The sequence below is a fragment of the Nocardioides sp. NPDC051685 genome (assembly GCF_044453405.1).
Lineage (GTDB): Bacteria > Actinomycetota > Actinomycetes > Propionibacteriales > Nocardioidaceae > Nocardioides.
Map to the genome: position 1 here is coordinate 223,086 of NZ_JBITCR010000005.1, position 23,664 is coordinate 246,749.

Genomic DNA, 23,664 nt, shown 5'->3' on the forward strand with positions numbered 1-23,664 from the left:
CCTCTCGCCATGACCGTAGCCAAGGAAGAGCAGTCCGCTGGATACCGGCGCCAGGGCGACCAGGCCTACTACGACACGCTCCGTACGCTGTCGCAGGCCTCTCTCGACCAGCATTTCGAGGCGTTCGTCGACATCGACTGGGACGACCCGGCCAACGGGTGGGTCGAGGACGATGACCGCCTCATCCTCACCGAGGCCGACGAGATCGGCGCGCACGCGTGGTACAAGTCGCTGCCGCGGGAACGCCAGATCCAGGTCGGCGCCTACCGCTACGCGCAGATCTCGAAGGTCGGGCGGCAGTTCGAGCAGATCCTGATTGCCGGCGTCGCCCACCACCTCATCAAGATGGAGGACCGGAACCCCGAGTTCCGCTACGCCATGCACGAGGTGACCGAGGAGACCCATCACATCCAGATGTTCCAGGAGGCGGTCAACTGCTACACGGCCTGGGCGGGCATCGACGAGATCTCGGGGATGTCGAGGTTCTGGAAGAACTTCGCCCCCGTCTTCACGATGGTCGGGTCCTACTTCCCCGAGCTCTTCTTCGTGGGCATCCTCGCTGGTGAGGAGCCGATCGACCATCTGCAGAAGAGCATCATGCGCTCGGGTGGCAGCCACCCGCTGATCGACCGGATCATGCAGATCCACATCGCCGAGGAGGCGCGCCACATCGGCTTCGCCCACCAGTACCTCGAGCACCACTGGCCGCAGCTGGGCTTCGCGAAGCGCCAGGTCCTCGCGGCGCTGTTCCCGGTCATCATGCGCGCGCTCTGCGACATCATCATGGTCCCGAGCAAGCAGGCGCAGGCCGACATGGGCATCCCCGAGGAGGTCGCCAAGGAGATCTGGTGGGGCTCGGAGGAGTCCGCGAAGACCCGGCGCGACATGTTCGGTGACGTACGCATGCTCGCTGACAACATGGGCATCCGGAAGGGGCCTGCGCGGCTGGTGTGGCGGCTGATGGGCATCGACGGCGGCTCCTCGCGCCACCGCAGCGCGCTCGTCTCCGCGCGTTCCTAAACTAATTGTGACGCAATGTCGCGCGTACTCTTGTTATCGGGACACGTGTCCGGGTAACGTGGGTCACGTCGTTAGCAGCTCAACGTAGAACTCAACGGTGAAGGAGCGATCGTCATGACCGCCGTTCAGGATGAGAAGTCCACCGGATACGTCCGCCAGGGCAAGCAGGCCTACCTCGACACGCTTCGTACGCTGTCCGAGGCCTCGGTGGAGGTGCACTTCGACCCGTTCAAGGACATCGACTGGGACTCCGACGAGCTCGCGGTGCTGCCCGACGACGAGCGCTGGATCCTCAACGACGCCGACGAGATCGGCGCCCACCCGTGGTACAAGGCGCTGCCCAAGCAGCGCCAGATCGAGATCGGGATGTACCGCTGGGCCCAGGTCGCGAAGGTCGGCCTGCAGTTCGAGCAGCTGCTCATCGGCGGCGTCATGAACCACCTGGTCTGGTCGGAGAACAACAACCCGGAGTTCCGCTACGCGACTCACGAGGTGACCGAGGAGACCCACCACACCCAGATGTTCCAGGAGTTCGTCAACCGGGTGAACCCCGACGTGGCGGGCGCGCCGACCTACTTCAAGGTCCTCGTGCCGCTCATGGCCTCGGCGGGCGCCTGGTTCCCGGAGGCGTTCTTCACCGGCATCCTCGCCGGCGAGGAGCCGATCGACCACCTGCAGAAGGGCGCCATGCGCTCCGGCGGCAGCCACCCCGCGGCCAACCGGATCATGCAGATCCACATCGCCGAGGAGGCTCGCCACATCGGCTTCGCCCACCAGTACCTCGAGCAGCACGTGCCCGAGCTCGGCCGGGTGAAGAAGACCCTGCTGGCCTACGTCTTCCCGATCATCATGCGCCTGCTCTGCGACGTGATCATGGTCCCGAGCAAGCAGGCCCGCTACGACATGGGCATCCCGGACGAGGTCGCCCGCGAGATCTGGTGGAAGTCGGAGGAGTCCGAGAAGCTGCTGCGTGACCTCTTCGGTGACGTACGCCTCCTGGCCGACAACCTGGGCATCCGCAAGGGTCCCGCCAAGCTGCTGTGGAAGCTGACCGGTATCGACGGACGCGCCTCGCGCTTCCGTGCCGAGCCGCGCGCGGCGTCCTACTGATCCCCTGAGCCCGTGGTCCCAGAACGGTAGTCACCAGTGCCTCACGTCGTCACCCAGTCGTGCTGTGCGGACGCCTCGTGCGTCGTCGCCTGCCCGGTCAACTGCATCCACCCGGCCCCCGGCGAGCCCGGCTTCGGCGAGGCCGAGATGCTCTACGTCGACGCCAAGAGCTGCGTCGACTGCGGAGCCTGCGTCACGGCCTGCCCGGCCGACGCGATCGTGCCGCACACGACCCTGACGGCCGCGCAGCAGCCGTTCCTGGCGATCAACGCGGAGTACTTCGAGGTCTTCCCGCACAAGGACCGCACCCCGCTCGCCCTGGTCCACCCCCAGCGCCGGCTGACCCGCACCGGACCGTTCCGGGTCGCGGTGGTCGGCGCCGGCCCGGCAGGGATGTACGCCGCCGACGAGCTGCTCAAGCACCCCGAGATCACCGTCGACGTCTTCGACCGGCTGCCGACGCCGTACGGCCTGGTCCGGGCCGGTGTCGCGCCCGACCACCAGAGCACCAAGCAGGTCGAGAAGCTCTTCGCGCAGATCGAGTCGCAGCCCGGGTTCCGCTACTTCCTGGGTGTCGAGGTCGGCAAGGACGTCTCCCACGCCGAGCTGACCGCCCGCTACCACGCCGTCGTCTACACCGTCGGCGCGGCGAGCGACCGGTCCCTCGGGATCGACGGTGACGACCTGCCCGGCTCACTCAGCGCGACGGACTTCGTCGGGTGGTACAACGGTCACCCGGACAAGCAGGACCTGCCCGTCCACCTCGACGCCGGTTCCATTCCCTCGGAGCGGGTCGTCCTCGTCGGCAACGGCAACGTGGCGCTCGACTGCGCCCGGATCCTCGCCGAGGATCCCGAGCGGCTGGCGGGCACCGACATCGCCGCGGGGCCGCTGGCGGTGCTGCGCGACAGCGCGGTGCGGGAGGTCGTCGTCCTCGGGCGCAGGGGGCCCGGGGAGGCGGCGTTCACCGTGCCGGAGCTGGTCGGGTTGATGGGTCACACCGGCGTCAACGTCGTCGTGGACACTGGTGACCTTCCGATCGAGGAGGCGCTGGCCGGCGGCGAGACGACCGGAGCGAGGTCGAGCGGCGAGCTTGCTCGTCCGTTCGTGCCGAGCGAGGGAGTAACCGCGCGAAGCGCGGAGACCACCGCCCGGCTGCTGAGGGAGATCGCCGGCCGCGAGGTGCGTCCGGAGCTGCGTACGATCGTGCTCCGCTTCCTCAGCTCGCCGGTGCGCGTGCTGGGCGAGGACCGGGTCACCGGGGTCGAGGTGGGTCGCAACCGACTCCGGCGCGACGAGAACGGCGTGGTCCGGGCGGTCCCGACCGGCGAGACCGAGGTCCTGGAGACGGGGATGCTGCTGCGCGCGGTCGGCTACAAGGGCCTGCCCGTGGCCGATCTTCCCTACGACGCCGCGACCGGCACCGTCCCCAACGAGCGCGGCCGGGTGCTCCCCGGCGTCTACGTGGCGGGCTGGGTCAAGCGCGGCCCGAACGGCTTCATCGGCACCAACAAGTCCGATGCCGAGGAGACGGTCGAGCAGCTGCTCGACGACCTCGACGCGGACCGGATCCCGGCTCCGGTCGGGGACACCCGGGAGATCACCGCGGTCGTACGCAGTCGCCAGCCCGGGATGGTCGACCTGGCCGGATGGCAGGCGATCGACCGTGAGGAGAAGCGGCGCGGCGCCGAGTCCGGCCGTCCACGGGTGAAGATCACCGATGTCGAGGAGATGAGGGGCATCGCCGCGAAGGAGCGGAAACCCCGATACGCTCTGGGACGTCGAAGGCAGCGCTGAGACGCTCTCGACACGAGCACGAGAGCAGGGGGAGACGCGGGTGGCCGGTGAGAAGCGCGATGGTCGGCAGGAACGGTGGAGCAAGCACAACGAGCAGCGCCGCCAGCAGATCATCGATGCCGCCATCGCGGTGATCGAGGCCGGTGAGCCGGGTGCGGACGTCCAGGTGCAGCAGATCGCGGTGCGCGCCGGGCTGTCCCGCACGGTCATCTACCGTCACTTCGAGGACCGCGCCGACCTCGACCGGGCCGTGCAGCAGGCGATCCTCGACGGGCTCTGGTCCGACCTGATGCCCGGGATCACCCTCGACGGCACGGTGCCGCAGATCATCGAGCGGATCATCGGCACCTACATCCACTGGGCCCGGGCGCATCCCGCGCTCCACCTCGCCGCCGACCACGACATCGAAGGCGGCGACGACGGCCCCCTCCAGCAGGGGATGGAGCAGCTCGCCGGCCGGATCTCGACCATCGTCGGCACCGCCGTCCTCGCTCTCGGCGGCAACCCCACCGAGGAGGAGGCCGAGGCCCTCGACCCGCTGATCTACGGTCTCGTCGGCGCGGTCTTCGGTGCCGTACGCCGCTGGCTGACCCGCACCGGGGAACGCCTGCCCGCCGAGACGCTGGAGCGGCTCACCGCCCAGTCCATCTGGTTCGTCATCGACGGTCACGCGCGCGGCTTCGGGATCGAGCTCGACCCCGATCTTCCTCTGGAAGAACTCCTGTCCAAAGACATCCTCGCGGTATAACCTCCCGGTATCACCCGGCCATGCGGCCGTTCATTCCAGGAGAAGACCATGCCCCACATGCGCAGACTCTCGATCGCCGTCACCGCGGGCCTGGCGGCCACCGCCGGGCTCGCCGTCCCGCTCGGCCAGGCCACCGCGGCCCCGGGCAGCGGCTCCTCCGAGGGCACCGCCCGCGTCTTCATGGTCAACCCGGTCCAGTCCAGCGGCAACCAGGACCTGACCGACCAGAAGGACGCCGCGAGCGCCGTGCCGGACAGCGCCTACGCCGAGGTGCCCCTCACCCACCTGGACGGCTCGGGCTACCTCCGCGGTGACTACGCGGTCGTCGAGTCGAGCACCGGCACACCGGCGTACTCCACCACCAACAGCTACTCCTACGACCGTCACCAGGACCAGTTCGAGCAGGTCATGGGCTACTTCTGGGTGACCCGCGCGCAGACCTACCTGCACACCCTCGGCTTCGGCGAGACGCTCCCGAGCGTCCTGAACGAGCCGTTCTCGGTCAAGATCAACCAGTACGGCGGCGACAACTCCTACCAGACCGACAAGCCCTTCCGGATCCGGCTGGGCAAGGGCGGTGTCGACGACGCCGAGGACGCCGAGGTGATCGTCCACGAGTACGGCCACGCCGTCCACGCCAGCCAGGTGCCCGGCTACGGCAGCAGCCTCGACGCGGGCTCGATCGGGGAGTCGTTCGGCGACTACCTCGCTGTGACGGTCGGCCTCGACGCCGCCGGGGAGTTCGGCTGGCCGGTCGCCGCCGACCCGTCGTGCCCGATGGACTGGGACTCGACCTCCTACACCGACGCCCCGCACTGCATCCGCAGCTTCCACACCGGCCTGACCCTCGAGGACCGCCGCAACCAGGTCCACTACGACGGCCAGATCTGGAGCCAGGCGCTGTGGGAGATCCGCGAGGGCTACCAGGCCCTCGGCCTCTCCACCCGCGCCTGGGACACCACCCTGATCTACTCGCAGTTCTCCTACGCGCCGGACACCAGCTTCCAGGCCGCCGCGGCAGAGACGTACGCTGCTGCGGCCGCTCGCGACGGTCAGGCGGCCGCCGACCTGGTTCGCGACCGGTTCGCCGCGCGGGGGATCACCTTCTGACCCTCAGCGCCGCGTCCCCTCGAGGCCTCGGCGCTGCCAGATGTGCCAGCTGTCGAAGCTGACGCGTTCCTCGTAGTGGCGGAGGAGATACTGCTCCACGTTGCCGGCGTCGAGCCCCCAGGTGTCGAGACTGTCGCCGTCGACGACGATCCATCGCGGTGCCGAGGCTCCGGCCAGCACATCGCGCAAGCCGGCCAGATGCGGGTCGCGGACCCGCACCGGAAGGCTCCACAGGTGCTCGTACGGACTGTGCAGACCGCTGGCGGCGACGATCTCGGGGTGCCCGAAACCGACGACGACGCCGTCGGCCGGGCCGGCGTGCTCACGCAGGTAGGACGAGACCTGGTCCTCCGGGGTGACCTGGGGAGGGATGACAACATGGAACGTCCAGACTGCGAGGGCGGCTGCGACCGTGTAGGCCACGGCCCACCTCAGCGCCAACCTGGACCCGTGACCGGGTCGGACGATGGCCACCAACAGCACCAGGCCGGGGACGATGCCGGTCAGGTAGTGCAGCCAGTAGCTGCCACCCATGGCGATCGCGAACACCTCCCAGCCGGTCATGGCGAGTGCGGGCCAGGCCAGGGGCGTCCTGCGGGCGAGGATCGCGGCAACTGCCGTCACGAGCATGACGGCCGCGCCGCTGCCCAAGAACGCCGCGACGAGCAGGGCGCCCCGTACGGCTGTCGCGGAGGAGGCGGAGGCGTCGATCATCTCCGAGGCGTGGGTCCGGAAGACCACGACCGCGTCCCACAGTCCCGGCGCCGAGGTGCCTTGCGCCCAGGCGGTGAGGATGACCGTGCTGAGCGGCAGCGCGGCGCCCACCACGACCGCGGCGGCCCGTCCCCGCCATCGGGGTACCTGACGATGGGAGACCGCGAGCAGGACGAGCGTGAACACGAAGACGTCGATGACGTTCTGCTTCATCAGCGCAGCAGCCATGCCGCAGGCCCCCACGCCGGCAGCGAGCGCGGCCGTACGCCACCCCCATGATCCGCGCATCGCCGCGACCGCGCACACCAGGCCGAGGAGGACGAAGGGCAGCGCGAGCAGCTCACCGTTGACCCCGGGCATCCCGAGGAGCGGGCTCGACAGCAACGCCGCCGCCACCAGGACGGTCATGATCCTCACCGAACGGTGGCTCGGAGACACCAGGCCCGCCAGGACACCGGACAGCGCCACCGACGTCCCACTGGCCACGGCGCCGATCAGCTTGAGAACGGGAGCCGTGGCGGCTCCGGCAGCCGTGAGGTGGACAGCCCCGAGGTGGTCAGCGAGGGTGAACAGCCAGATCAGCAGCGGTGGCCGATCGACCCAGTAGTCGCCGTACAACGAGTGGCCGGGTCTCCACTGCTGAGCGATCAGCAGGAACCCGCTCTCGTCCGGGGTGAGCGGTCGGTGGAGGAAGGGCAGCCACGCAGCCATCGCCATCAGGGCGGCGAGGACGACGGCGATGTTCGCCCAGCCTCCGCCGGAGTCGAGTGCGCCGGTGCCGCCGGCCCTCATGGGAGCCGACGCAGAGGTTCGGTCATTGACGGAAGTGGTCACAAGGGCACGCTGGGAAAGTCTGGACGAAGGCGCGGCGGAGCCGCGTGCGCGCCAGTGTTGTGGGGTTACAGCCACACTATGACCGCTGTCCAAGCAGCGCCTTGGATCGGGCCGGTCTGGGCATCGTGCGCTCGCTGACGCGCCACCGCAGCACGAGTGCTGCGGCCTCGGCAGCGACCGCGGGGCTCATCTTGGACACGCCGGCGGTGCGCTCGGTGAACGTGATCGGATGCTCGGCAACACGCAGGCCGAGTCGTTCGCAGCGCCAGGTGTTCTCGACCTGGAAGGCGTAGCCGTTGGAGGTCGTACGGACGACTCCGGCGTCGATGAGCGCCTGGGCGCGCCAGGCCCGGAAGCCCGCCGTGGTGTCACGCGTGGACAGTCCGAGCAGGCGACGCGCGTAGGCGTTGGCGCACCAGGACAGGACGCGCCGGCGCAGGGGCCAGTTCACGGTTGCGCCTCCGCGGACGTACCTGGACCCGATCACGACGTCGTGGGTGCGTAGTAGCGCCAGCATGGCCGGGATCTCGGCGGCGGGATGGGAACCGTCCGCGTCCAGTTGCACGACCGCGTCGTAGCCCTGGGCGAGGGCGGCCGAGAAGCCGGCCCGGTACGCCGACCCGAGTCCGTCCTTCGCCGTGCGGACGAGCACGGAGAGCCAGTCCCCGAATCCGTCGTGGGCACGTACCAGGTCCGCGGTGCCGTCGGGGCTGTTGTCGTCGACGATCAGGACGTCGAGGGCCGAGCTCTCGACCAGCGGCCGGAGACCGGAGAGCGTCGAGAGCAGGGCCGGGAGCGTGGCGGCCTCGTTGTAGGTCGGGATCAGGATCAGGCAGCGCATGGTCCGCACCGTAGGCGGGGACGGATGAAGGCAGGATTAAGCGGGCCCGTCAGGTTGGATCGGGGCCGTGGGCAGCAGCACGGTGACCGTCATCCCCGGCCCGTGAGCACACGCGACCGGCGTGGGCGAGCCGTGCGTGGTGTGCCGGCCGTCGTGGCACAGCCTCAGCTCGCCGCCGGCCCGGGTGACCAGGGTGCTGACCAGAGACAGCCCCAGGCCCGACCCGGGACGCGAGCGCGCCTCCTCGGCGCGGGCGAAGCGCTGGGTCGCCGTGGTCAGCAGCCCGGAGGGCATCCCGGGGCCGGCGTCGGCGACCAGCAGGCGAGCCCATCCGGTGACGGGTTCGTCGACGCTCACCTGGACGGGCGGGGCACCGTGGACGACCGCGTTGTCGAGGAGGTTGGTGACCACCCGCTCGAGCTCGAAGTCGGCCATCGGTACGGGCACGGGCCCTTCGGGGACCGCGACGGTGAGAGCGGTGGCATGGTCGGGATCGGCGAGACGCCGCTGGTTGACCGTACGCGTCGTGACGGTCACCAGGTCGCCGTGCCCGGCCGGGTGGCTGCCCTCGGCGCGGCCGAGCTGCAGCAGCTGCTCCGAGAGCGTGGCGAGCCGGTCCAGGTCGACGGTGAGCTCGGCGAGGATGCGCTCGTGCTCGGCCGCGGTTCGTGGTCGCCGCAGGGCGAGCTGGATCCGGCTGGTCAGCAGCGTGATCGGCGTACGCAGCTCGTGACTGGCCTCGGTGACGAACTGGCGCTCGCGGTCGAGCGCGGCCTCGAGGCTGGTGAGCATGTCGTTGAAGGTTTCGCCGAGGCGGGTGATCTCGTCGTCGCGCTGGGGCGGAACCTCGAGCCGGAGGCTGGTGTTGCCGGCGGTGATCGCGGCGGCCTGGCGCCGATAGCGCTCGACCGGGCGCAGGGCGGCGCGGGCCAGCCGGTCGCCGACCAGGGCGGTGACGCACAGGGCGCCGATCCCGGCCAGGCTGAGCTGGAGGAGAAGCTCACGCAGCGCCTCGTCGCGGTGGTCGCGGCGTACCCCGACCAGGAGGTGGTGCGTCGGCGATCCCGCGAGCCGGACCACCTGCAGCCGGTAGGGCTTCGCGGAGACCGGCAGGAAGTCACCCACGTTGAAGGTGCGCGGTGTCGTGGTCACCCGGTCCAGCTGCCGCTCCTTGATCAGAGGAGTGGTTCCGGCGGGTCCGCCGCGGTCGATGACGGTGCCGTCCTCGTTCAGGACCTGCCAGGGGACGCCGGTGGCGTCGGCCGTGGACCGGCTGCCGATCAGGCCGTCGGGTCCGACCAGGGGCACCAGTGCACGGCGGGCCTGGGTGAGCTCGGTGTCGAGCCCGCGGTCCAAGGCGTAGTCGACGCGCCAGTAGACGAAGATCCCCGCCGCGACGAGGACGACCAGGCTCGCGAGGGAGAAGCCAGCGACGAGACGAACCCGCAGCGGCAGCCGGGAGACACGTGCCCTCAGCGCGCTCATCGTGTCGCCGGCGTGGTCTCGAGCCGGTAGCCCGCTCCCCGCAGGGTGGTGATCGTGTCGGTTCCGAACGGCTTGTCGATCTTGCCGCGGATGGCCGCGACGTGGACGTCGATGACGTTGCTGCGCAGGTCGGTCTCGCCGTCCCAGACCTCGTCGAGGATCCGCAGCCGGGTGACCACCTGTCCGGCGTGCGAGGCCAGCAGATAGAGGATGTCGAACTCGCGGGTGGACAGGGTGATCTCGACCCCGCCACGGGTGACCCGGCGTGACCCGGGATCCACCACCAGGTCGCCGATCTGGGCGGGCGCCTCGCCGCTGAAGCCACCACGACGGTAGAGAGCGCGCAGGCGGGCCAGCAGCTCGTCGAGGTCGAACGGCTTGGGCAGGTAGTCGTCGGCTCCGGCGTCGAGCCCGTTGATCCGGTCGCGTACGTCGCCGCGGGCGGTGAGCATCAGGATCGGCGTCGCCAGCCCGAGGTCGCGCAGCCGCCGGGCGACGGTGACGCCGTCGAGACCCGGCAGCATCCAGTCCAGGAGGGCCACGTCGATGCCGGCGTCCCTGAGCAGGAGGTCGTAGGCATCCCGGCCGTTGTGGGTGACATCGACCGCCCAGCCGGCCTCGACCAGCGACTCCTCGAGCAGGCCGGCCAGGCGTACGTCGTCCTCGGCGACCAGGATCCTCATCGCCTCGCCTCCGTGCTCGTTCCCTCGGCACTCCGGCGCTGCCAGACGTGCCAGTTGTCGTAGGTCACCCGTTCAACGTAGTGCCGAACCAGGTACTGCTGCGCGTTGTCGACCTCCAGGCCCCAGGTGTCGAGGCTCTCTCCGTCGACGACGACCCACCGCGGAGCCGTCGGTCCGGCCAGCACGCCGCGCAACCGGGTGAGGTGTGGGTCGCGGACCCGCACCGGCAGGCTCCACAGGTACTCGTATGGGCTGCTCAGGCCACTGGCGGCGACGATCTCGGCGTGCCCGAACCCGACGACGACTCCGTCAGCACGGTGTGCGTGCTCGCGCAGGTAGGTCGACACCCGCGCCTCCGGGGACACCGGCTCCGGGGCGATCAGCTGGTAGGTCCACACCGTCAGGGTCGCCGCGACGGCATAGACCACCGCATGCCTCAGCATGCGGCTGGCGCGTGGACCCGGCCGAACCATGGCCACCAGCAGGACGAGCCCAGGAACGATCCCGGTCAGGTAGTGCAGCCAGTAGCTGCCGCCGGCTGCGATCGCGAAGGTCTCCCAGGCGGTCATGGCGAGCGCTGGCCAGACCAGAGCCGTCCGGCGCCTGAGCGCCGCCACCACCGCGACGACGAGCACGAGCACGATGCCGCTGCCCAGCGCCGCGGCGCCGATCTGGGCACCGCGTACGAGGTTGGCGGAGGAGGCCGAGGAGTCGATCACCTCGGCGGCCTGACCTCGGAAGACCACGACCGCTTCCCACAGCCCGCTCGCCGAGGTGCCCAGGGCCCAGGCTCCGGCGAGCGCCGCGCCGAGGACGGCGGCAGCACCGCCCATGAAGACGGCTGCGCGGCGGCCGAGCCGGTCCGCCCGCCCGTGCGAGACCACGGCGAGGACCGCCGCGAACACGAAGACGTCGATGACGTTCTGCTTCACCAAGGCCGCGGCCGTCCCGGCGGCGCCGGCCGTGACGGCGAGCGCAGCGGTACGCCACCCCCACGGCCCGCGCAGCGCGGCGACCACGCACACCAGACCGAGCAGGACGAACGGCACGGCGAGCAGCTCGCCGTCGACCTCCGGCATCGCGAGCAGCGGGCTGGACAGCAACGCGGCAGCCAGCACGACACTCGTACGCCGGCCCCGGCCCGCAGGTGCGATCAGGCCGGACAGGACGCCGGCCAGTCCCACCGACACCCCGGCGGCGACCGCGCCGAGGATCCTGACACCGGGTGCCACGAAACCGGCCGTGGTCGCACCGCTCGGCCCGAGGTGTGCTGCCACGGCGAACAGCCAGATCAGCAGCGGCGGCCGGTCGACCCAGAGGTCGCCATAGAGCGAGTGGCCTCCTCGCCACTGTCGCGCGATCAGCAGGAACCCGCTCTCGTCCGCGGTCAGCGGCCGGTGCAGGAACGGCAGCCACGCAGCCATCGCCACCACAGCCAGCAGCACGACCACGACGATCTCCGGACGCCGGACCCTCGCTGGGGCGGCAGTCGCCGGGGCGGTGGCCGGATCGCCGACAGCTGTGGTCATGCCAGCACGCTAGGAAGACGTGCATGAAGAGAGCGTTAAGACGGGCTAGGGCTGTGCAGCCTGTCTTCGCCGGTGACGCCACTCGCGCCAGGTCAGCGCGATGATCAGGAGGTCGAAGGCGGTCAGAGCGATCATCCCGGCGCTCGGGCTCAGCATGATCCGGTAGAGCTGGTAGACCACGAAGACGACCAGCACGACGAGCATCCATGGGTAGGCCCACTGCTTGTTGAGCAGGATCGCGACGATCAGCACGACCTTCACCGCTCCGTGTGCCAGCAGGTACGCAGCGCCGAAGAGGACGGCATGGCCGGTCAGGCCGTCGGCGGTCCGGAGCAGGTATCTGGCGACGAAGTCGCTCGGGTCCTCGGACAGCTCGGCACGGGTCAGGGCGACCACCCAGTGGTCGATCATCGACGGCGAGACCAGGAGCAGCAGGACGCCGCCGATCAGCTCGACGACGCCGGTGAGGCCCTTGGCGATGATGGTCACCTCGAAGAGGCGACCGAGGCGGTCCGTGGGATGGAACACGCACAAGTCGTACCACGCTCCGGTCTTCATCCGGCCTTCATCCGGCGGGAGTCATCCTCCGGGCATGACCCAGACCATTCCCCTCCCCGCCGCCCCGCTGCTCGCTCTCAGCTCGGGCACGGCGGCGCCCCGGGTCGCGGTGATCACCGGCAGCTACGGCGCCGGCCACGACGCCGCGGCCCGGGAGATCGCTCGTGTCCTGACGGCCGCCGGCTGCGAGGTCGAGACCCACGACATCGTGACCCTGCTGCCGTGGCGGCTCGGACCGATCCTGCGCGCCGTCTACTACGCGCAGCTGCGCTGCAGCCCACGCTCCTGGGGCAGCACCCTGCGCCTGCTCGAACCGGGCCGACCGGCCCACCGGCTGGTGACCTGGCTGCTCGGGTGTCTGGCCACCCGCGTCATCGAGACGACGCGAGGGTGCGACCTCGTGGTCACCACCCATCCCTTCGGAGCGCAGGCGCTCGGACACGCCCGCCTGAGCGGCGCGCTGGACGTGCCGGTGGCCACCTACCTCACCGACACTTCCGTGCACGCGCTGTGGATCCATCCAGGGGTCGACCTCAACCTCGCCATCCACGAGATCGCCGCGGCCGAGGCGCGCGCATGGGGCGGGCGTACGGAGGTGGTGCGGCCGCTCATCCCGGAGCGTCAGCCGTCATCGGTGACGCTCCGTTGCGAACCGTTCCCCGGCGACATCGAGGGCCCCTGGGCCCTGGTGACCGGCGGTTCCCTGGGCATGGGTCAGCTGGAGGCCACTGCCCGTGACCTGCTCGCCCACAGCCCGATGACGCCGGTGGTCCTGTGCGGCACCGACGCCCGGCTGCGACGACGCCTGGGCCGGATCCCGGGCGTGGTCGCGCTGGGTTGGCGTGACGACATCCCGGACCTGATGCGCGCCTGCGACCACGTCGTGCAGAACGCCGGCGGGTTCACCTCGTTGGAGGCGCTGGCCTCCGGCGCGCCCGTGGTGACCTACCGGCCGCTGCCCGGCCACGGCGTCGCCAACTCGGTCAACCTCGAGGCGGCGGGGCTGATCCCCTGGGCACGTACGCCGCAGGAGCTGTCGAGGCTGCTGGCGGGCGCCAGCCCGGCCGACCGCCACAACCGCCTTCCGCAGGACGCCCCGGAGGTCGTCGACCTGCTGCTGGGGCGGGTACCCGCGAGCGTGGCGGCATGAACCCCCTCACCGCGGTCGGTGTGGGGGCCGCCATTGCCACGGCCGGGCCCGCGCTCACCGCGGTCGGCCCGCTGCGCCGCCGGTGGAACCCGAGGCTGTCGGGAGTCAGCAGCCGAGAGCACATCGCGCTCACCTTCGACGACGGTCCCGACCCGGCCAGCACACCGGCCTTCCTCGACCTCCTCGCCGCGCACGAGCGGCACGCGACCTTCTTCGTGCTCGGCGAGCAGGCGGTCGCCCACCCTGACCTGATCCGGCGGATCCGGCAGGAAGGACACGAGCTGGCCATCCACGGCTGGACCCACCGCTGCACCCTGGCAGCGCCACCCACCCGGCTCGTCCGCGACCTCCGCGATGCGCGCGACGCTCTCGAGGACATCGGCGGAACCGTGCTCACCTGGTTCCGGCCGCCGTACGGGGTGCTCAGCGGGGAGGCCGTTCTCGCGTGCCGTGCCCTCGACCTGAGACCCGTGCTGTGGACGACCTGGGGCCGGGAGTGGGAGCGTGGGGCCACCGCGGCGACGGTCGTCGCCACCGTGTTGCGCACGCTGCGACCCGGTGGGACGATCCTGCTCCACGACACCGATCGGCGTGCGCCGCACGGAGACTGGCGGCGTACGCTGGACGCGACCGAGCAGCTCCTGGCCGGCCCGCTGGCCTCGGCGAGCATCGGCCCTCTCGGTGACCACTGGCGTGACGTCCCCAGCGAGAACAGGTCCATGTGAAGCAGACATCGCCCTCCGACGAGACATCCACGCGCGGGCCCCGGATCTGGACGCCGTGGCGCGCGGTCTTCGCGTTCGGTCTCGTCAGCCTCTGCGCCGACATGGTCTACGAGGGCATGCGGGCGATGGCGGGTCCCTTTCTGGGCAGTCTCGGCGCCTCCGCTCTGACCGTCGGCCTGATCACCGGCGCAGGTGAGGGGATCGCGCTCGTGCTGCGGCTGGCCACCGGCGTGTGGGCCGACCGCAGTCACAACCACTGGCGGCTGACCGTGCTCGGCTACGCCATGACCGCAGTCTGTGTCCCGCTGCTCGCGGTCGCGCCGTTCCTCGGCGGTGCCGGGCTCGCGGTCGCCGCGACCCTGATCCTGCTCGAGCGCACCGGGAAGGCCGTCCGGAGCCCGGCGAAGTCGGCCCTGCTGGCTCGGATGGCCACCTCCACCGGCCGCGGCAAGGGGTTCGCCGTCCACAAGGCGATGGACCAGGTCGGGGCCTTCTCCGGGCCGCTCCTGCTCGCCGGCGTCGCCGCCGCGACCGGGCTGATCTGGCCGGGCTTCGCCCTCCTCGCCGTCCCCGGTGCGCTCTCGCTCGTTCTGCTGGCCCAGCTGCGCCGCCGGGCGCCGATCGTGACCGAGCCGGAGGCCGACCCGGCCGACGGCCTCGGCGCGGCCGCCCCGGCGTCGAGCGCGCTCGCGGCGCTCGGCAGAGCCGTGACGGGCAGCGACCTGCCGCGTACGTTCCACCTCTTCTCGCTGGCCGCCGCGCTGATGACCGCCGGTCTGATGACGTTCGGCGTCATCTCCTTCCGGATGGTCGACGACGGTCTCCTCCTCGCGGCCGCCGTCCCCCTCGTCTATGCGCTCGCGATGGCGGTCGAGGCCGTCGCGGCGCTCGGCACCGGCCACCTCTTCGACCGCCGGGGCAGCCGGGTGCTCCTGGTCGTCCCCGTCCTCGTCGCGCTGGTGCCGATGTGTGTCTTCGCCTCCCAGCTCTGGCTGGTGCTGGCCGGCGTCGTGGTGTGGGGCGTGGCCTACGGCATCCAGGACTCGACGGTCAAGGCGTATGTCGCCGATCTCGTCCCCGCCTCTCGGCGAGCCACCGCCTACGGTGTCTTCGCCGCAGTCCAGGGTCTCGGCGCGCTCGCCGGCGGCGGGCTGGCAGGTGCGCTGGTCACCGGTCACGTCCCGGTCCTGGCCGGGGTGATCGGTGGGCTGCAGGTCGCCGCCTTCGCGCTGCTCCTCCACGTCACCCGTCGTCGGGGCGCGGTGCGGGGCGGGGAAGCACCCGCATGACCCTGTGAGGGGGTTAAGTAGTCTGTGCCGCGTGACGGAGATGGACGGGGTGCTCACCCAGGACGGCATCGGCGAGGGCGACGGGCTGGAGCGATTGTGGACGCCCTACCGGATGGCCTACATCCGCGGGGAGAACAAGCCCAGCGACCCGTCGGAGACGAAGTGCCCGTTCTGCCGCGTGCCGACCCTCGATGACGCCGAGGGCCTGGTCGTCCACCGCGGCGAGACCTGCTTCGTGGTGCTCAACCTCTACCCGTACGCCCCGGGCCACATGATGGTCTGCCCCTACCGTCACATCGCCGGCTACGTCGAGACCACCGACGAGGAGGCCGCCGAGATGGCGGTGCTGACCAAGCAGGCCGTACGCACCCTCGCCGGCGTCTCGCGGGCCGAGGGGTTCAACATCGGCATGAACCAGGGCACCGCCGGCGGTGCCGGCATCGCCGCCCACTTGCACCAGCACATCGTGCCCCGCTGGATCGGCGACCAGAACTTCATGCCGATCATCGGCCGCACCAAGACCCTGCCGCAGCTGCTCACCGACACCCGCGAGCTGCTCGCGCAGGCGTGGGCGTAGCCGGCTGCGCTCGCTACCCCTCGGTGCCCTCCCCGCCGGCGAGGAGGCAGTGCCCGGCCTCGCAGGCCGCGAGTGTCTCCCGGATGAGGCGGCGGGTGCGACGGAGCTCGGCCAGCTGCGCCGCGATCCGGACCTCGACCTGCTCGAGGCGCCAGCGCTCCGTTGCGCACGCCTCGCCCTCGGCGCCGTGGAAGGTGAGGGCATCGACGACCTCACCCACGGTCAGGCCGAGCTGCTGGAGCTGCTTGGTCAGCCGCACCCGCTCCAGGTCGTGGTCGTCGAACGTCCGATAGCCGCCATCGGTCCGCGGCGCAGGAGGCAGCACCCCGCGGCGTTCGTAGAACCGCACCGCGTCGACAGAGACTCCCGCCCGCTGGGAGAACTCCCCGATGCGCATCCGCGACTCGCTCATCGCACACCACTCTCCGTCGAGGGTTGACTCTGGACCATGGTCCAGAGTTTACGGTCACGGGCATGACCACGTTGCTCTCGATCTCAGCCACCCCGAACGCCCCTGTGGCCTGCGACATGACCGCGGCCGAAGACTCGCTCGCGGAGCGTCTCGCCGAGTACCGCCGCCTCTTCGACCAGGCACTGCTGGCCCGCGAGTCCGACGAGACCTCCACGACCTTCCGGTTCGCCGACCGAACCGACGTACGCGCCTGGGTGCTCGACCTGGTTCGCCGCGAAGCGGCCTGCTGCCCGTTCCTCTCCTATGAGGTCGACGCCGAGGGCGAGCAGATCGAGTGGCGCACCGCCGGCATCGGTGCCACCGACATCGCCATCCTGGATGAGCTCCTGACCATCGGCCCTAGCCGATGATCTCGGCCAGCTCCTGGCCGAGATAGGGCGCCAGCGTGCGGGCGTAGCGCGAGGTGATGTGGTTGCCGTCGCGGTAGACGATCACGTTGCCGATCACCGCCGGGCAGACCCTGTCCTCGCAGAAGAGGTCGGTCATGTCGACCAGATGAGCGTTGGGGTCGCGGGCGACGGCGTCGCGATGCGGATCCTTGACGAGTACGTCCGCGCGCGGCCGCCCGCACGCCTCGCCGGCGGTCTCGGGGGAGTGCCGCTGGATGCAGCCCAGCGTGGTGCGGAGATAGGCGGCGTTGTCGGGCTCGAACATCGGGTTGTCGACCAGCGCGATCACCGGGACGTCGGTCGAGGGACGGTGGCTCCAGGCCTCGACCAGGCCGTTGACGGTGGACTCGTAGGGCGTCTCCCCGCCCAGCGGCTGGGTCGTCTTGCGGGCCGAGTGGGTGACGATGATCGCGTCGAGGTCCTGCTGCTCAGGTGCCCGCAGGTAGGCCTCGAGCTGCCGGTTCCACTCCGCACAGGCGGGGCGGTTGTCGGCGACGTTGCGGCCGAGCGGCCGGGCGTTCCAGTGGCAGGCGGCGCGGGCGGCGACGTCGATGCGCCAGTTGCGCTGCTTGCCGATCAGGTCGAGCGCGCCGACCGGGGCGACGGCGTGGGAGTCGCCGATCATCAGCAGGCGCTTCTCGTAGCCCTCGACGGCACCGTTCGGGCAGGCGCTGAACCTCACCGGCCGCTCCTCGAAGGACCAGCACTGGCTGCGGTTGTCATCGTCCTCGCCGATCACGGCCACCGCCGGGATCAGCTCGCCACGCAGCTCGGGGTTGCGGCAGACGTCTCCTGCGGAGCTCGCCGCCAGCGACGCCGCGCCGAGGCACTCGGTCGTGTAGGGGTCGGCGGTGGCGAGCCTGGCCGCCGCCGCGATCGCCCGGTCCTCGGAGCGGTCGATCGCGACCAGGCCGCCCCAGCCGGCCCCGACCGCGACCACGAGAGCAGCCAGGGTGGCGACCAGGGCCCGTGGACCGCCGGGCCTGATGACGTACGTCTGGACCTGCCGGGTCACCAGCCGGTTGGTCGCCCAGGCGAGCAGGGTCGAGACGACCAGCACGCCCGCGGCGGAGGCGAGGGTGAGCCGCTCGTCGCCGGCGTAGTAGAGCCAGGCGATGAGCAGCGGCCAGTGCCACAGGTAGAGCTCGTAGGAGATGTCGGCGACGAACCGTAGCGGCCGGGCCTCCAGCAGGCGCCGGGGCCCTCGTGTCGACGGGGTCGAGCCGGCCATCACCAGCAGTGCTCCGGTGACCGGCCACAGGGCCAGCGGCCCCGGGAAGTGGTCGGCGCCGTCCATCACGAATCCGCAGCTCCCGACCAGGGCGAGACCGGTCCATGCGGCGTACGGCTTGATCCTCTCGGGCAGGCTCACGCGGCGCAGTGCGAGCGCGGTCAGGGCGGCGGCGCCGATCTCCCAGAAGCGGGTGAATGAGTTGAAGTACGCAGCGGCCTGGTCGGACCCGGAGACCTTGATCGCGTAGAAGAAGGAGACCGCGAACGCGGCCGCGGTCAGCACGAACAGCACCCGGGCGAGGCCGAGCCGTCCGCGGGCCACACGGAGCACGAAGGCGAGGCCGACGACCACCAGCGGCCACACCAGGAAGAACTGTCCCTGCACCGCGAGCGACCAGAAGTGCTGCACCGGGGTGGAGGACGGCCCCGCCGCGCCGTAGGAGAGCTGGCTGGAGATGAGCTCCCAGTTGAGCAGGTAGGTCGCGGACGCGATGATCTCGCGGGTGGTCTGGGTCCACAGCGTCTGCGGGATGAAGACCACCATCAGCACGGCCGTGGCGGCCAGCACGATCAGGGCCGGTGCGGCGAGCCGGGCGAACGTACGTCCGTAGTGCTCGCCCAGCTTCACCTGGCCGCGCTCGGCCTTGCCCACCAGCGACCGGGTGGCGAGGAACCCGGAGATCACCAGGAAGACGTCGATGCCGCCCGAGACCCGGCCGTTGCCGAAGAGATGGAAGGCGACCACCAGCGCCAGGGCGATGCCGCGCAGGCCGTGGATCTCGCTGATGTGTCCCGAGGTCTGCCCAGATTTGGGGCTCTTGGGTTCGCTGTCGGCTCGGGTGGTCGGGGGAGTGCGGAAATCCGAGATGACGGTCACGTGATCGCTGTTCTGGTGGAGTCGGTGGGGTGGTGGCCGTCGCACCGTAACGAGCAGTGGTGACGTGAAGGCATACGGCCGTTATCAATCCGCCGTCGAGATCTCCTCAGAACCGCTTCACATCACCACTGAAGGAGATAGGTTGCACCCGACGTGACTTAGATCACACCCAGGACTGAGGAGTTCGACGATGAACACGCACAAGATCGGCCGCTTTTTCGCGGTCGCCGCGGTCGCGACCCTGTCGACCGCATCGCTCGTGGCATGTGGCGGAGGCTCGGATGAAGGTGACGGCGGCTCGGGCGGCTCGGGCGGCACCGACGTCGGGGTGATCCTGCCCGACGCGACCACGTCTCCCCGATGGGAGTCCCAGGACCGGCCCAACCTCGAGAAGGCGTTCAAGGACGCCGACCTCAAGGCCACGATCCAGAACGCCCAGGGCAACACGGCCAAGTTCGGCCAGCTCTGCGACAGCATGATCAACGAGGGCGTCAAGGTCATCATCATCACCAACCTCGACTCCGAGTCCGGCACCGCCTGTCTGAAGAAGGCCGCCGACGCGGGCGTGACGAGCATCGACTACGACCGGCTGACGCTCAACGGTGGTGCCTCCTACTACGTCTCCTTCGACAACGTGAAGGTCGGCGAGCTGATGGGCGCGGGCCTGGACGAGTGCATCACCGCCGCGGGCAAGTCCGGCGGCAACATCGTCTACGTCAACGGCGCGGCCACCGACAACAACGCGGCGCTGTTCAAGTCGGGCTACGAGAAGGCGCTCAAGCCGAAGATCGACGACGGCACCTACAAGCTGGTCGGCGACCAGTCGGGGGAGTGGGACGCGACCAAGGCCGGGCAGGTCTTCGACCAGATGTACACCTCCAACGGCGGGAAGATCGACGGCGTGATCTCCGCCAACGACACCATGGCCGGGGGCATCATCGCCCGGCTCAAGGCCAACAAGGTGCAGGGCAAGATCCCGGTGACCGGCCAGGACGCCTCGGTCGAGGGCCTGCAGAACATCCTGCAGGGCTTCCAGTGCGGCACCGTCTACAAGAACACCGCGCTCGAGGCCAAGGCCGCCGCCGACCTGGCGATCGCGCTGATCAGCGGCGACAAGGACGCCGCCTCGGCGCTGGCCACCGGGTCCGTGAAGGACACCGAGGCCGGCAAGGACGTGCCCTCGGTGCTCGCCGAGCCCGTCTGGGTCACCAAGGAGTCGGTCGGGACCGTGATCAAGGACGGTCAGGCCGATTCCGCCGAGGTGTGCGCCGGCGCGATCGCGGACCTGTGCACCGAGAACGGCGTGCCTCAGTGAGTCCGCTGCTGGAGCTGCGCGGCGTCGAGAAGTCCTTCGGCGCCGTGCAGGTCCTGCGCGGAGTGGACCTCACGGTGCAGGCCGGCCGGGTCACCGCGCTCGTCGGCGACAACGGCGCCGGCAAGAGCACCCTGGTCAAGGGGGTGGCCGGCATCCACCTCTTCGACGCCGGTGACTACCTCTTCGAGGGTGAGCCGGTGAAGGTGACCAGCCCGAAGGACGCCGCCGCGCTCGGGATCGAGGTCGTCTACCAGGACCTCGCGCTGTGCGACAACCTCGACGTCGTCCACAACATGTTCCTCGGCCGGGAGATGAGACGGCTGCGGCTGGTCGACGAGGACAACATGGAGCAGCGCGCTCGCGAGACGCTCGACGGTCTCTCGGTGCGTACGCTGAAGTCGGTGCGTACGCCGGTCGCGTCCCTCTCCGGCGGCCAGCGCCAGACCGTGGCGATCGCCCGGGCCGTGCTGTGGAACTCGAAGATGGTCATCCTCGACGAGCCGACCGCGGCTCTCGGGGTGGCGCAGACAGAGCAGGTGCTCCGGCTGGTGCGTCGCCTGGCCGACCGGGGCCTCGGCGTCCTGCTGATCAGCCACAACCTCAACGACGTCTTCGAGGTCGCCGACGACATCGCCATCCTCTATCTGGGTCGCATGGTCGGCCAGATCGAGGCCACCTCCACGACCCGCGGACGGGTCGTGGAGGCGATCACCACCGGCGTCGTTCCCGAAGGAGGCGCGGCATGAGTATCGAAACCGATGACCCGACGCTCGCTGCGGCACCGGATCCGGAGCCCGACAACTCGCTGGGTGGGATCGTCCGGGCCTACCTGGCCAAGCTCAGAGGTGGTGAGGTCGGCTCGCTGCCGGCCGTGCTGGGTCTGGTCGCGCTGGTCGTGGTCTTCTCCGTGCTGCGTCCTGAGCAGTTCACCAACTCGTTCAACTTCGCCAACCTGATCGGCCAGTCGGCGGGCGTCACCGTGCTCGCGATGGGCCTGGTCTTCGTGCTGCTGCTGGGCGAGATCGACCTGTCGGCGGGGTTCGCGGGCGGCACCTGTGCCGGGGTGCTCGGGGTGTTCCTGACCCGGCAGGAGTGGCCGCTGATCCTGGCGCTGCTGGCGGCGCTGATCGCCGGATCGGTGATCGGCCTGCTCATCGGGCTGCTGGTGGCCAGGCTCGGGATCCCGTCGTTCGTGGTCACCCTGGCCGCGTTCCTCGGCCTGCAGGGCGTGCTGCTGACGATGATCGGTGAGGGCGGGACGATTCCCTACCGCAACGACTTCATCAACGGCCTCAACAACTCCAACCTGCCGGTCTGGCTCGGCTGGGCGCTCGGCATCGCCTGCATCGTGGGCTATGCGGCCACGACGTACGTCGCCGATGCGCGTCGCCGGGCCAAGAACCTCACCGTGCAGCCTATCCTGCAGTGGGCCCTGAAGACCGCGCTGCTGACGGTCGTCGTGCTCGCGGTGGTCGGCTATCTCTCCGGCGAGCGCAGCCGCAACCCGGCGCTGACCTCGCTCAAGGGGGTGCCCGTCTCGCTGCTGGTGATCGTCGGCCTGCTGATCGTGCTCACCTTCATGCTGACCCGCACCGCCTGGGGCCGGCACGTCTACGCGGTCGGCGGCAACGCCGAGGCGGCGCGTAGGGCCGGGATCAACGTGTTCCGGGTGCGGCTGTCGTGCTTCGTCCTCTGCTCCACCATGGCGGCGATGGCCGGCATCATGATCGCCAGCCGGACCAACTCGGTGAACCCCAACACCGGTGGCGAGACCACCCTGCTCTACGCCGTGGGCGCCGCCGTCATCGGCGGCACCTCGCTCTTCGGCGGCAAGGGTCGCGTCGTCGACGCCGTCATCGGTGGCACCGTGGTGGCCGTCATCGACAACGGCATGGGCCTGCTCGACCAGCCGCAGGGCACCGTCTGGATGGTCACCGGCGTGGTGCTCCTGGTCGCGGCCAGTGTCGACGCGCTCTCCCGGAGGCGGGCGTCGGCTACGGGGCACGTGTAGCGGCCCGCGTTCCTTCGTCAAGGTATGCAGGCGAAGGCGCACATCCCCAGCGGAGTTCCGCGCGGGATGTGCGCCTTTCGCTGCATACCCTTCGACAGGCTCAGGACACCGCCTTGACGAAGGCTCAGGCCGGCGGCGCGGTGCTGCTGCGCACGACCAGCTCGGCGGGCAGCCGCAGATGACGCTCGGTCTGCTTGCCCTCGAGCAGCTCGAGCAGGAGCCCGAGGGCGGCCCGGCCCATCTCGTGGAGCGGCTGGGCGACGGTGGTGAGCGGCGGAGTGGCGTCGCGGGCCTCGGGTACGTTGTCGAAGCCGATCACCGAGAGGTCCTCGGGCACGCGCAGGCCGAGCGAGCCGGCGACCTCGATGACCTTGATCGCGGAGATGTCGTTGGCGGCGAAGATGGCGGTGGGTCGCTCGCCGGCCGGGAGCGAGAGCAGCTCGCGGGCCGGTGCCTCGGCGACCTCGGGGTGGTAGCCGCCCACCCGGATCAGGTCGGGGGAGACGCTCAGGCCGGCGTCGTAGAGGGCCTCGCGGTAACCCTGCTCGCGCAGGGCCGCCGAGCGGAGATCGGGACGGCCGCCGAGGAACCCGATGCGCCGGTGACCGAGCCCGATCAGATGGTCGACGGCGAGCCGGGCACCGGTGATGTTGTCGGCGTCGACGGTCATCGGGCCGTCGGGTCCGGTGTGAGGGTCGATCGCGACGACCGGGATGGTGGTCTCGTCGGTGATGATCATCGACGGCGTGACCACGATCGCGCCGTCGATCAGGGTGTGGCCCAGGCGGGATAGTGACCGGCGCTCCCAACCGGTGTGGTTGTGGGCGCCGGTGCGGCCGGCGTGTGCCAGGAGCTCGTAGCCGGTGCCGTCCAGGGCCGCCGAGATGCCCTTGAGGAGCTCGGCCGAGTAGGGCTCGAACTCGGCGACGAGCACGCCGATGACGCCGGTGGACTTGCGGCGCAGGCTCGAGGCGATCAGCGAGGACTGGTAGCCCAGCTGGTCGATCACCGCGAGGACCTTCTCGCTCGTCGCCTCGCTGACTCCGTAGCGCTCGTTGATCACCTTCGAGACGGTGGCCACCGAGACCCCTGCTTCGCGGGCGACGTCGGTGATCGTCACCCGGCGGGGGCGGGGCTGGTCGAGCGTGCTCATGCCCCTGACAGTAGCCCACTTGGGGCATGTTGATAACCATCTAC

22 protein-coding genes are annotated in these 23,664 nt (G+C 70.3%); 13 read left to right on the forward strand and 9 right to left on the reverse strand.

Annotation, left to right across the window (positions count from 1 at the left end; genetic code table 11):
* Positions 1-9: 9 nt before the first annotated feature.
* The 5 genes from ACIA03_RS16525 to ACIA03_RS16545 all read left to right on the forward strand — a co-directional run bounded on the left by ACIA03_RS16525 (position 10) and on the right by ACIA03_RS16545 (position 5,785).
* Positions 10-1,020, forward strand: coding sequence for a diiron oxygenase (locus tag ACIA03_RS16525; RefSeq protein WP_396984326.1), 1,011 nt, complete (start codon positions 10-12; stop codon positions 1,018-1,020).
* 114 nt (positions 1,021-1,134) lie between these two features.
* Complete coding sequence (locus ACIA03_RS16530) at positions 1,135-2,130, forward strand: diiron oxygenase (RefSeq protein WP_141793088.1); 996 nt, start codon at positions 1,135-1,137, stop codon at positions 2,128-2,130.
* Between the two features lie 36 nt (positions 2,131-2,166).
* Complete coding sequence (locus ACIA03_RS16535; protein ID WP_396984329.1) at positions 2,167-3,927, forward strand: FAD-dependent oxidoreductase; 1,761 nt, start codon at positions 2,167-2,169, stop codon at positions 3,925-3,927.
* 40 nt (positions 3,928-3,967) lie between these two features.
* A complete protein-coding gene (locus tag ACIA03_RS16540; protein ID WP_396984331.1) occupies positions 3,968-4,675 on the forward strand; it encodes a TetR/AcrR family transcriptional regulator in 708 nt (235 codons plus the stop codon).
* Between the two features lie 57 nt (positions 4,676-4,732).
* Positions 4,733-5,785, forward strand: a complete 1,053-nt coding sequence (locus ACIA03_RS16545; protein WP_396984333.1) for a M36 family metallopeptidase — start codon at positions 4,733-4,735, stop codon at positions 5,783-5,785.
* Between the two features lie 3 nt (positions 5,786-5,788).
* Here the strand turns inward: ACIA03_RS16545 and ACIA03_RS16550 are convergent, their stop codons facing one another.
* The 6 genes from ACIA03_RS16550 to ACIA03_RS16575 form a co-directional block, all read right to left on the reverse strand.
* Complete coding sequence (locus ACIA03_RS16550; protein ID WP_396984335.1) at positions 5,789-7,333, reverse strand: hypothetical protein; 1,545 nt, start codon at positions 7,331-7,333, stop codon at positions 5,789-5,791.
* Positions 7,334-7,409: 76 nt separating this feature from the next.
* Positions 7,410-8,174: a polyprenol monophosphomannose synthase gene (locus tag ACIA03_RS16555; RefSeq protein WP_396984337.1), complete on the reverse strand. Its 765-nt coding sequence runs from the start codon at positions 8,172-8,174 to the stop codon at positions 7,410-7,412.
* 36 nt (positions 8,175-8,210) lie between these two features.
* On the reverse strand, positions 8,211-9,659 hold the full coding sequence (locus tag ACIA03_RS16560; protein WP_396984339.1) for a sensor histidine kinase: 1,449 nt from the start codon (positions 9,657-9,659) through the stop codon (positions 8,211-8,213).
* Complete coding sequence (locus ACIA03_RS16565; RefSeq protein WP_396984341.1) at positions 9,656-10,342, reverse strand: response regulator transcription factor; 687 nt, start codon at positions 10,340-10,342, stop codon at positions 9,656-9,658. The genes ACIA03_RS16560 and ACIA03_RS16565 overlap by 4 nt, the downstream gene beginning before the upstream one ends.
* The gene (locus ACIA03_RS16570) at positions 10,339-11,871 is read right to left on the reverse strand and encodes a hypothetical protein (RefSeq protein ID WP_396984343.1); all 1,533 of its coding nucleotides are present in this window, start codon (positions 11,869-11,871) and stop codon (positions 10,339-10,341) included. Before ACIA03_RS16570 ends, ACIA03_RS16565 begins: the two co-directional genes overlap by 4 nt.
* 45 nt (positions 11,872-11,916) lie before the next feature.
* The gene (locus ACIA03_RS16575; RefSeq protein WP_396984345.1) at positions 11,917-12,399 is read right to left on the reverse strand and encodes a DUF2127 domain-containing protein; all 483 of its coding nucleotides are present in this window, start codon (positions 12,397-12,399) and stop codon (positions 11,917-11,919) included.
* 64 nt (positions 12,400-12,463) lie between these two features.
* Between ACIA03_RS16575 and ACIA03_RS16580 the strand changes: the two genes are divergently transcribed.
* The 4 genes from ACIA03_RS16580 to ACIA03_RS16595 are packed head-to-tail and all read left to right on the forward strand — an operon-like array spanning position 12,464 to position 16,170.
* Positions 12,464-13,579, forward strand: coding sequence for a galactosyldiacylglycerol synthase (locus ACIA03_RS16580; protein ID WP_396984347.1), 1,116 nt, complete (start codon positions 12,464-12,466; stop codon positions 13,577-13,579).
* On the forward strand, positions 13,576-14,304 hold the full coding sequence (locus ACIA03_RS16585) for a polysaccharide deacetylase family protein (protein WP_396984349.1): 729 nt from the start codon (positions 13,576-13,578) through the stop codon (positions 14,302-14,304). Before ACIA03_RS16580 ends, ACIA03_RS16585 begins: the two co-directional genes overlap by 4 nt.
* Complete coding sequence (locus ACIA03_RS16590; protein WP_396984351.1) at positions 14,301-15,593, forward strand: MFS transporter; 1,293 nt, start codon at positions 14,301-14,303, stop codon at positions 15,591-15,593. The genes ACIA03_RS16585 and ACIA03_RS16590 overlap by 4 nt, the downstream gene beginning before the upstream one ends.
* Before the next feature lie 40 nt (positions 15,594-15,633).
* Positions 15,634-16,170, forward strand: a complete 537-nt coding sequence (locus ACIA03_RS16595) for an HIT family protein (protein ID WP_396984910.1) — start codon at positions 15,634-15,636, stop codon at positions 16,168-16,170.
* A gap of 13 nt (positions 16,171-16,183) precedes the next feature.
* On the opposite strand, the gene ACIA03_RS16600 is transcribed toward ACIA03_RS16595, so the two are convergent.
* Positions 16,184-16,582 (reverse strand): MerR family transcriptional regulator, encoded by a 399-nt coding sequence (locus ACIA03_RS16600; RefSeq protein ID WP_396984353.1) that lies wholly within the window; start codon positions 16,580-16,582, stop codon positions 16,184-16,186.
* A gap of 62 nt (positions 16,583-16,644) precedes the next feature.
* Between ACIA03_RS16600 and ACIA03_RS16605 the strand changes: the two genes are divergently transcribed.
* Positions 16,645-16,992: a hypothetical protein gene (locus ACIA03_RS16605; protein ID WP_396984355.1), complete on the forward strand. Its 348-nt coding sequence runs from the start codon at positions 16,645-16,647 to the stop codon at positions 16,990-16,992.
* On the opposite strand, the gene ACIA03_RS16610 is transcribed toward ACIA03_RS16605, so the two are convergent.
* The gene (locus tag ACIA03_RS16610; RefSeq protein ID WP_396984357.1) at positions 16,982-19,141 is read right to left on the reverse strand and encodes an acyltransferase family protein; all 2,160 of its coding nucleotides are present in this window, start codon (positions 19,139-19,141) and stop codon (positions 16,982-16,984) included. The genes ACIA03_RS16605 and ACIA03_RS16610 overlap by 11 nt on opposite strands.
* 190 nt (positions 19,142-19,331) lie before the next feature.
* Here ACIA03_RS16610 and ACIA03_RS16615 point away from each other — a divergent pair, with 190 nt between their 5' ends.
* From ACIA03_RS16615 to ACIA03_RS16625, 3 genes are read left to right on the forward strand one after another with little or no spacing between them, the layout of a single operon-like run.
* Entirely contained in the window at positions 19,332-20,456 is a 1,125-nt protein-coding gene (locus ACIA03_RS16615; RefSeq protein ID WP_396984359.1) for a sugar ABC transporter substrate-binding protein, read from the forward strand.
* Positions 20,453-21,202 carry an ATP-binding cassette domain-containing protein gene (locus tag ACIA03_RS16620; protein ID WP_396984361.1) on the forward strand — a complete coding sequence of 250 codons (750 nt, stop codon included), beginning with the start codon at positions 20,453-20,455 and terminating at the stop codon, positions 21,200-21,202. Before ACIA03_RS16615 ends, ACIA03_RS16620 begins: the two co-directional genes overlap by 4 nt.
* Positions 21,199-22,467 (forward strand): sugar ABC transporter permease, encoded by a 1,269-nt coding sequence (locus tag ACIA03_RS16625; RefSeq protein WP_396984362.1) that lies wholly within the window; start codon positions 21,199-21,201, stop codon positions 22,465-22,467. Before ACIA03_RS16620 ends, ACIA03_RS16625 begins: the two co-directional genes overlap by 4 nt.
* Positions 22,468-22,591: 124 nt before the next feature.
* Here ACIA03_RS16625 and ACIA03_RS16630 read toward each other — a convergent pair whose 3' ends face one another.
* A complete protein-coding gene (locus ACIA03_RS16630; RefSeq protein WP_396984363.1) occupies positions 22,592-23,620 on the reverse strand; it encodes a LacI family DNA-binding transcriptional regulator in 1,029 nt (342 codons plus the stop codon).
* Positions 23,621-23,664 lie beyond the last annotated feature (44 nt).

Excerpts from the sequence above, each read along its gene's own strand:
- ACIA03_RS16605 (WP_396984355.1), top strand. The coding sequence starts at position 16,645 with ATGACCACGTTGCTCTCGATCTCAGCCACCCCGAACGCCCCTGTGGCC.
- ACIA03_RS16615 (WP_396984359.1), top strand. The coding sequence starts at position 19,332 with ATGAACACGCACAAGATCGGCCGCTTTTTCGCGGTCGCCGCGGTCGCG.
- ACIA03_RS16595 (WP_396984910.1), top strand. The coding sequence starts at position 15,634 with ATGGACGGGGTGCTCACCCAGGACGGCATCGGCGAGGGCGACGGGCTG.
- ACIA03_RS16530 (WP_141793088.1), top strand. The coding sequence starts at position 1,135 with ATGACCGCCGTTCAGGATGAGAAGTCCACCGGATACGTCCGCCAGGGC.
- ACIA03_RS16555 (WP_396984337.1), bottom strand. The coding sequence starts at position 8,174 with ATGCGCTGCCTGATCCTGATCCCGACCTACAACGAGGCCGCCACGCTC.
- ACIA03_RS16545 (WP_396984333.1), top strand. The coding sequence starts at position 4,733 with ATGCGCAGACTCTCGATCGCCGTCACCGCGGGCCTGGCGGCCACCGCC.
- ACIA03_RS16600 (WP_396984353.1), bottom strand. The coding sequence starts at position 16,582 with ATGAGCGAGTCGCGGATGCGCATCGGGGAGTTCTCCCAGCGGGCGGGA.
- ACIA03_RS16625 (WP_396984362.1), top strand. The coding sequence starts at position 21,199 with ATGAGTATCGAAACCGATGACCCGACGCTCGCTGCGGCACCGGATCCG.
- ACIA03_RS16580 (WP_396984347.1), top strand. The coding sequence starts at position 12,464 with ATGACCCAGACCATTCCCCTCCCCGCCGCCCCGCTGCTCGCTCTCAGC.
- ACIA03_RS16525 (WP_396984326.1), top strand. The coding sequence starts at position 10 with ATGACCGTAGCCAAGGAAGAGCAGTCCGCTGGATACCGGCGCCAGGGC.
- ACIA03_RS16630 (WP_396984363.1), bottom strand. The coding sequence starts at position 23,620 with ATGAGCACGCTCGACCAGCCCCGCCCCCGCCGGGTGACGATCACCGAC.
- ACIA03_RS16560 (WP_396984339.1), bottom strand. The coding sequence starts at position 9,659 with ATGAGCGCGCTGAGGGCACGTGTCTCCCGGCTGCCGCTGCGGGTTCGT.
- ACIA03_RS16570 (WP_396984343.1), bottom strand. The coding sequence starts at position 11,871 with ATGACCACAGCTGTCGGCGATCCGGCCACCGCCCCGGCGACTGCCGCC.
- ACIA03_RS16585 (WP_396984349.1), top strand. The coding sequence starts at position 13,576 with ATGAACCCCCTCACCGCGGTCGGTGTGGGGGCCGCCATTGCCACGGCC.
- ACIA03_RS16565 (WP_396984341.1), bottom strand. The coding sequence starts at position 10,342 with ATGAGGATCCTGGTCGCCGAGGACGACGTACGCCTGGCCGGCCTGCTC.